This window comes from Capnocytophaga sp. oral taxon 324 str. F0483, assembly GCF_000318315.2.
GTDB lineage: Bacteria > Bacteroidota > Bacteroidia > Flavobacteriales > Flavobacteriaceae > Capnocytophaga > Capnocytophaga ochracea.
Map to the genome: position 1 here is coordinate 1 of NZ_KB291510.1, position 8387 is coordinate 8387.

The 8387-nt window shown below is 45.1% G+C and carries 5 protein-coding genes; 1 reads left to right on the forward strand and 4 read right to left on the reverse strand.

Translation table 11 applies throughout. The features are described from left to right. Positions 1-152 precede the first annotated feature (152 nt). Positions 153-776, reverse strand: a complete 624-nt coding sequence (pgmB, locus tag HMPREF9072_RS04580; protein WP_009410764.1) for a beta-phosphoglucomutase — start codon at positions 774-776, stop codon at positions 153-155. Between the two features lie 8 nt (positions 777-784). Continuing rightward, entirely contained in the window at positions 785-1669 is an 885-nt protein-coding gene (locus HMPREF9072_RS04585) for an NAD kinase (RefSeq protein WP_002674060.1), read from the reverse strand. Between the two features lie 256 nt (positions 1670-1925). Here HMPREF9072_RS04585 and HMPREF9072_RS04590 point away from each other — a divergent pair, with 256 nt between their 5' ends. After that, positions 1926-3185, forward strand: coding sequence for a putative DNA modification/repair radical SAM protein (locus HMPREF9072_RS04590; protein ID WP_009410765.1), 1260 nt, complete (start codon positions 1926-1928; stop codon positions 3183-3185). Here the strand turns inward: HMPREF9072_RS04590 and HMPREF9072_RS04595 are convergent, their stop codons facing one another. Next, positions 3186-4577: a RagB/SusD family nutrient uptake outer membrane protein gene (locus tag HMPREF9072_RS04595; protein WP_009410766.1), complete on the reverse strand. Its 1392-nt coding sequence runs from the start codon at positions 4575-4577 to the stop codon at positions 3186-3188. Between the two features lie 67 nt (positions 4578-4644). Then, positions 4645-7950 (reverse strand): SusC/RagA family TonB-linked outer membrane protein, encoded by a 3306-nt coding sequence (locus tag HMPREF9072_RS04600; protein WP_009410767.1) that lies wholly within the window; start codon positions 7948-7950, stop codon positions 4645-4647. Positions 7951-8387 lie beyond the last annotated feature (437 nt).

Below are 8387 nucleotides of genomic sequence, written 5' to 3' on the forward strand. Positions count from 1 at the left end.
AGGTGATAGGCCTTAGGCCATAGGCACTAGGGGGTATATGACGGAAAAGGGAAGGGATAATTAGAGAATTAGCAAATTAGAAAAATAGAAAATTAGGAAATTAGTTGGAGAGACTCTGAGAGGCTTCTCCAACTATTAGCTACATTGGGTGCTTATATCTTCATATTTAAAAAGTTGGGAATTACGGTGTCGGCGGCTTTAAGAACTTCGGGATTGCCGACTCCTATTACTTTCATTCCGGCACTCTTGGCGGCTTGTACGCCTGCGGGAGCGTCTTCGAATACGCAACAATCAGCAGGGGGAAGCCTTAAACCTTCGGCGGCTTTGAGGAATACTTCGGGGTTGGGTTTGGCTTTGCTTACCATTGTGCCATCGACAATAGCATCGAATAGGGGGAGAATGCCGGTGCGCTCCAACACTAAACGGGCATTACGGCTTGCGGAGCCCAAGGCTATCTTTTTGTGATGGGCTTTGAGGAGCTGTAAGAAGTTTAACACACCAGGGAGTAACTCGGAGCTATCGATACTACTGATTTGCTCTAAGTACAATTTGTTTTTGCGCAAGGCGGTATCGGTAAAGTCGGTTTCGGAGAGTGTTTTGCCTGCCCATTGAAGGATTTGGTGCAAGGAGACTTCGCGCCCGATGCCTTTCAGCTGTTCGTTATGCTGAGGAGTGAGCTCAAAATTGAATTCTTTGGCGATGGTTTTCCACGCGATATAGTGGTATTTTGCAGTGTCGACGAGCACACCATCTAAGTCGAAAATATATCCTTTCATTTTTTTAGTTACTTGTTGCGTCGGTCTTCACCCCAGAGTAGTTTATAGCGCAGGGTGTTTATAAAGCTGTCTCCGTCGAGGCGTATCATTTTCACGACAAAGGGAGCTTTACGGACTATAATGGAGTGTTTGTTAGCAATGGGCTTGATATGTGAGTCGAGCGACATTAAAAACTTCTTTTCTCTGCCTGACACAGTGAGTTTTACTTCGGTATCTTCGGGGATTACCAGCGGGCGCGCATTGAGGTTGTGAGGGGCGATGGGGGTAATCACAAAGTTTTTGGCGGTAGGGAGTATTACAGGTCCGCCACAGCTAAGGGAGTAGCCTGTGGAGCCTGTGGGGGTGGAGATGATGAGCCCGTCAGCCCAATAGGAGGAGAGGAAATCGCCGTTGAGTTCAGTATCGATAGTAATCATAGAGGCGGTATCTTTACGAGTAAAGGTTATTTCGTTCAGAGCGAAGTTCACAGGGGCTACGGGTTCGCCTGTATCGGCGTAAACGGCTTCGATAACGGAGCGTTCTACTACTTTGTAATTTCGTTCGCGGAGTTGTGTTAGTACGTTTTTCAGGTCGTCTTTATGTGCATTTGCCAAGAAGCCCAAGCGTCCTGCATTGATACCGAGAATGGGGATTTGCAGGTTTCGTACATAAGTAACCCCTTTGAGCAATGTGCCGTCGCCACCAATAGTGAGCATTACATCGTAAGAGGAGTTGAGGTCTTCGAAGGAAGCAAAAGATTTTGCTTTGAGGAATTGCTCGGAGCGATCGTTGAGGTCGCTGAGGATTTCGCGTTCTATAAACACCTTATCGGAGGGCAAAAGAAGGGTAAAAAGCTCATTGAGAATGGCTTCGTTTTCCTCGGAGTACTGACGTATATAAATAGCAATCTTCATTTTAAGCAGAAAACTAAGAATTTTTGGCAAAGATACAACTTTTGAAGAAAAAGAGGGTATTTAAGAGGTTTTATTTTGGGTTGGGCGAGAGAAATTAAACCTTTAAAGAAGTATGGTTTACGTTATAGAAGCTGAATAAAAATCAAGGCTTCACCTTGTGAAATTGGTGAGTTCTTTTGCTTATTGTTTTTTCTTGTTTATCTCAGAATAAAGCAGTACATTTGCACTCGTGATTCGTTATACTAAAATAAATTAAATGGATTTTGAACGTATCAAAGAAAAGCTAGCTATCCTTGCTGATGCTGCCAAATACGATGTGTCTTGCTCGAGTAGTGGGAGTGCTCGTAAGGCGGTGAAAGGTGAATTAGGCAACGCTGCGAACTTCGGTATCTGCCACTCGTTTACTGAGGACGGCAGGTGTATTTCTTTGCTCAAAATCTTACTTACGAACCACTGTATCTACGATTGTATTTATTGTGTGTCGCGACGCAGTAACGATATACAGCGCGCTGCTTTTAGTGTGCAGGAAGTGGTAGACCTTACTATTAATTTCTACCGACGGAATTACATTGAGGGGCTGTTCTTGAGTTCGGGAGTGTTCAAAGACCCTAATACTACGATGGAACGATTGGTGCGTGTGGCTAAGAAGTTGCGGACAGAAGAGCGCTTTAACGGTTATATTCACCTAAAAACAATACCTGGGGCAAGCGAAGAACTGATTCACGAAGCAGGACTTTATGCCGACCGTCTGTCCGTTAATCTTGAAATACCTACCAAAGAGGGGTTGAAACTGCTTGCGCCAGAGAAAGACCACCGGCAGATGCTTACCCCGATGCAACAGGTGAAAAACGAGTTGGCAATGCATTCGCTTGAAAAGAAGAAGTTTAAGCATACGCCTAAGTTTGCGCCTGCCGGACAGACCACCCAAATGATTATAGGCGCGACTGACGAAACCGACCATAAGATTATAAAGGTTGCCAGCTATATGTATGACAAGCTTGAAATGAAGCGGGTGTATTATTCGGGTTATGTGCCGGTATTGCAGGACAGTAGGTTGCCGTCTATCCACAGCCAAGTACCCATAGTGAGAGAAAACCGCCTATACCAAGCCGATTGGTTGATGCGTTACTACGGCTTTGCTCCTGATGAGATTTTAGATGCTCGGCAACCGTTCCTCGATTTGGAGATAGACCCTAAATTAGCGTGGGCATTGCGTCACCCTCATCTTTTCCCCGTAGATGTGAACACGGCTCCGCGTGAAATGCTCTTGCGCGTTCCAGGGGTGGGAGTACGGTCGATACAGAAGATACTTGCGGCGCGTACTTTTCAGAAGCTCACATATTACTCGCTCAAACAGATAGGGGTAACCTTAAACAGAGCAAAATACTTCATTACTTGTAGCGGGGCTACGCCGTTGGCAGGCACTATGGAGCCCGCCAAACTTCGCCATTTGCTTATCGCTAATAGCCACAACAAGCATAAGGAGCTTTTCGGTGAGCAGTTGTCGTTATTTTGATTAATAATTCTGTGTAAGCGATGGGTTCTTCTCCATTACGTCCTTAGGAAAGGGAACGATGTACATAGGCGAATTGGGAGGCAGGGTATAGGTGCGTTGCGGTACAGTGGTATTCACCAGAGGGAAGGTGCGTTGCAAGGTTTTGGCATAAGCACTCTCGGTGTTCAATCGTTTTAAATCGAAAAAGCGATTAAAGCCCATAGCGAGCTCTCTACGGCGCTCGTCGATGATGAGTTTTACGGTCTCCTCAGTAGTAGCAGGGGTAGCGAGGGTCGCACCACTGCCTTTTATGCGTTTGCTACGGAGGATATTTACGGTTTGCATCGCCCCACTGAGGTTGCCCAAGCGCGCTTTGCACTCGGCTAAAGTAAGGTACATCTCACCTGTTTTCATTCCTACGGTAGGGTAGAAGAACTTAGTGGCGAGCATATCCCAGTTGGCAGTACCCGAACCTTTATCGTTATAACGGTGGTTCTTATTGAAGAAGAGCTTGAAGCGCATATCGTTTTCGGCATCAAAAAGGTTGCAAAACTCAGGACTCACGGGGTAGATGTACCAAATGTTCATCTCGGTATATCCGTTCATATAGGCTAAGTTGAGCACTTCGGGGTTTTTATCTACCGTGATAGGGGTAGGACTTGCCTCATAAGCTACCATATCTATCAGTTGGTTGTTGTACGACAGACTCTTTTGGGCTGCCACTAATGCCTGCTGATATTCTCTTCTGAATAGGTGCACTCTGGCTTTCAAGGCATAGCCAAAAGCTAATGAGGGGTGATATACATTCACAGGGTGTTCTTGCAAAAGAGGCAACGCCGCCTCGATATCTTCTTGAATAAAATCGTACACTTCTTTTACGGTAGCTTTGGTAGGGTGAGCTTCTAAGTCGAATTCACGCATTAGGCACACACCACCATCGGTAGCTGCTGTGGTAGGGTCGTAGCCTTTGGCATAGACGTTTACCAGCATAAAATAATCAAAAGCTCTTAGCAAGCGGGCTTCGGCTTTGGCACGTGCTTTTAGTGATGCATCACCTTTGGCATTATCAACAGTAGTGATAATCATATTCCACCTAGCTATATAGCTGTATACATTGTTATAAAAGGGTGACGACTCGATGTAATCGGCACGTGGAGCACTTTCTTCGTAATAGAAGTTGATGCTGTTCAAGTCGGGTGTCTTACCGATGATACTACTCTCCTTTACCCAATTGTCGTCTACCAGAGTGCGGAAGTTAAAAGGAGGGTAGTTTTTAGTGGGGAGTACTACCAAATCGTAGTATTCCTCGGCGGTGTTGATAATCTTTTCACCTTTGGGAGTGAGGTCGGTGTATTTGTCACAAGCGCTGAAAGTCAACGCTATGAATATTATTGTGCTTATGATTCTTTTCATTGTAAAATAATTAAGGTATACAAACTGCCTACTAGCTACGACTAACTGCCTGCCGTGCTACGGCTGGCTAAAAACTAAATGATATACCGAAAAACGCTGCTGTTGCTACGGGCAAAGCGCGACTTCCAGAGTTGAGGTGATAGGTTTCGGGGTCTATATCGTCGCCAGCAGCACACCAAGTGATTAGGTTATTGAGCTGAGCGGTGATTTTAGCCTCTTGTAAGCGCAATTTCTCGCAAATGTCTTTAGGAATATAACACGAAAATAACACATTGCGCCATTTGATATAATCGGCGTTTACCACGTGATTGTCGCCGAGTTGCCAAAGAGTATTCACCGTATTAGCAGTGCGTCTCAAAGTCGCTGGATAGTCGAACGACATACGGGGCATATCGGTGGGTTTCGTAGCTGTCCAACGTTCGGTAATATCGCGATGGGTTTCGCTTTCTTGATTGATGGAATAAGTGTCTTTGCGAAGTTTATGTCCACCCGCATATATAAACATCGTACCGAGCTCAAAAGCCTTATAGCGCAGTTGCAAGCTAAGAGCTCCGTTAAAGGTGGGGTTCATCGTTCCTAATCTTACGAGGGCATCTTCGCTTATGATATCTTTAATAGTGGGCACACCATTGGCGTCGAAAGTCGTATTAGGGTTGCCGTTTTCATCTAAATAAATAGGGTAGCCATTGGTGGTTTCCTTGTATCGATAGGCATAAAGCGAGTTAAAGTCGTCTCCTTGTTTGTAATAACGCAAGGGGTTACGAGCGTATTCCACGGCATTAGTGGGCTTGCTACTCACTTTCTCAATGGTATTTTTGTTGTAGGCAAAAGTAGTTCTTACAGTAAGTTGCAAATCATTGGCTAACTCACGCGTAGCATTCAAACTCACTTCTATTCCTTTGTTCAGTAAAGCTCCGTTATTGATGAGTCGTCTTTGAGCACCTACGGTAGGGTCGAGTTCGGTCAGTACCAACAGGTCGGAACTGTAACGACGATAAAGGTCGATACTTCCTGAGAGCCAATACCACATACCGAAGTCAATACCTAAATTGGTGGTTTCAGTCTTTTCCCAACGTAATTTAGGGTTAGGTAAATCGGTATCGTTGAACTGTAAATACTGTTGGCTAGGGTAAGCGCCTCGCACATCGGTAAGCAAACGTCCGCGTAAGAAAGGGGTAGTAGTTTGGTCTACATTACCACTTACACCATAAGTAAGGCGCAGTTTTAGCAACTTTACCACATTACCATAGAAGAAATCTTCGCGATGCAAATTCCAGCTACCGCCTACTGACCATAGCGGACGGTATTTGTACTTAGGGTCTGCCCCAAACATATCAGCTTGGTCTACGCGCACACTCCCTGTGAGGTTGTATTTCTGATGGTATGAATAGCCCAACGTGCTATAAAAAGAGATAAAGCGGTGTTTGGTTTCGCTTTGCTGATTACGGCTCAGCGATAGCGACTGCCTGCCGTAGAGATAGCTAGTAACACCAGGATTGTAGAGGTCTTTCCAGTTCAGGGTAGGGAAGGAGAGCGTTTGCTCGTCGTAACCATATTGCATTTCCTTAGTATTGCGCGGGGTGTAGTGCTGACGCATCTCGAAGCCCAATAGCGCTGTCACATTGTGTGCCTCCGCAAAAGTGCGATTGAAATCCAACTGCTGACGGAAGGTATAATGCTGTGTCTGCCCTTTCTCCTGTTCGTAATAACCGCCTTCGGGCAGTTCAGAAGAGAATTTTTGAGTAGTAGCGTCTTGTTTTACCAATTGGTTGTGGCGCAAACGCATATAATAAGTGTCTTTGCCAAAGAAAGTTTCACTGTTGTGAGTGTTTAACTCATATTGAAAATAGCTTTGGTATTGCAAACCTTTGATGATAGATACTTGCAGATTTGCAAACGGACGCAAACTGAGATTGTACTGTTTTTGATGTTCTTGCGCTATCGATTCCAATAAATTGAAGCTATACGAGCGGAAAGCATCGTTGCCCGCAATTTGTTCTAAAATATGTCCGTTTATGGGGGCAACTAAATTAAAACCCGCATACGGATTCGTTCCCAATAGCCGAGTGTAACGAGGTTGCTTTAAGTAATCGGCATACAAATTTCGTACTTGTTCAGCCACCGCATCAACAGCGGTATATCTGCCATTCACCCCTATGGTGCTTTTTAGCCAAGGCGTGAGCTGGTAAGTGTTTTTTAAATAAAGGTTCAGAGCGCGGGTCTTTTCGGTAACGATGCGCTCATCGGTGTCTTCATATTGCAACGAAGCGTAATTCTGACTCCGGTTATTACCACTTTCTACGCTTATATTGTAGCGTTTGCTGATAATAGGTTGCCACACATAACGCTTGAAGTCGCGAAGGTAATCGCGGTTGCGCCATTCGTTAAGCGTGCTATTCACCTCTTGCTGGCTGAGTTTTCCTTTGGCTTGGTCGCGGTATAGCTGGAAGAGAGGCGAGTAATACCTCACTGTTTGCCTGCCCCCAATTTCTCCGTAGGAAGCAAAAAGGTCATCTACATTGCCATTGCTATCAGCCAATTTGCTTTGGTAGAAAGCCGTTTCGAGGTCGATAAGGTCGGACGTCGAAGCGTAGCGCATACGGCTCATATTAGGTTTGAAAGTATAGAACAGGTCGGTATGCACGTTGATACGCAAACCATTCTGCAAGCCCTTTTTGGTGACAATCACAATCACCCCATTGGCAGCGCGCACCCCGTAGATAGCCGTCGCAGCAGCGTCTTTCAGTACCGTTACCGACTCGATATCTTTGGGGTTGATATCTTCTAATGGCGTATCGGTAGGGATATCGTCAATCACCACCAAAGGCGAATAGCCTACATTGCCCGAAAAAGTACCTACCCCGCGCAGTATAGGCACCTCTTTCCCTGTAAAAGGGTCTTTTGTAAAGCGCACACCTGCTATTTGTCCCTCAATAGCTTCTTGTACGGTTCTATTAAGCTGACGGTTGAGCTGGTCTGTCCTTATTTTGGTATAAGCCGAAGTAGTTTGCTCTTTGTGAAGATTTTGGTAGCCCGTAGCTACTACATCGGTAGAACTTAAAGTGATAATCTCCGGTTCCAAATGCACTTTTAAGAAAGGTTGTTCAGCCGAAACGGTAAATTCACGAGATTTCATACCTAAGTACGAAATCCTTATCACTTCTCCTGCTTTTGCAGAAATCCGAAATTCCCCTTTGATATCGGTAAGGGTTCCCATAGATAGCAGTATATTGTCGTTTTTAACCACTACTGCGGCACCTTCCAAAGGGTGGTTTGTCACATCGGTTACTTTGCCCGATACACTAATCATTTGGGCGAAAGCGCCCACAAAACAGCAGAGGAAGAGCCCCCACGCTATTACATATTTTTTCATAAACGGTCTTATTGGTAAACAATACCTCTTATATACATTTTATATACATTAATAAAGTCATCACTCTCGTCCCACTCCTCCCATAAGTCCGACAGGTCAAAAAACTATCTTTCAATCGCTTTTCCACCACCACACTCCCACTTTTTCGTCGCTACATTCCCCCTTTGAAGATAGCCAGCGACAGCTGGATATGTGAGAAGGGAGATATTTTCATCATATTTCCTTCGACATTCCCGTCCCTAATTCCCCCTTTGGAGGGGGCTAGGGGGAGGTTTCTTTTAATTTCCCGTCACCACATTCCCCCTCTCCTTGGGAGAGGGACGGGGTGAGGATTCTCTTTTCTTTCGCCTCGAAACCCTGTTTTTAACATTTTTAGCGCTATTGTATTATAGTATAAATCAATTATTTACATACCCTTTCTATACCAATCGTCCAAG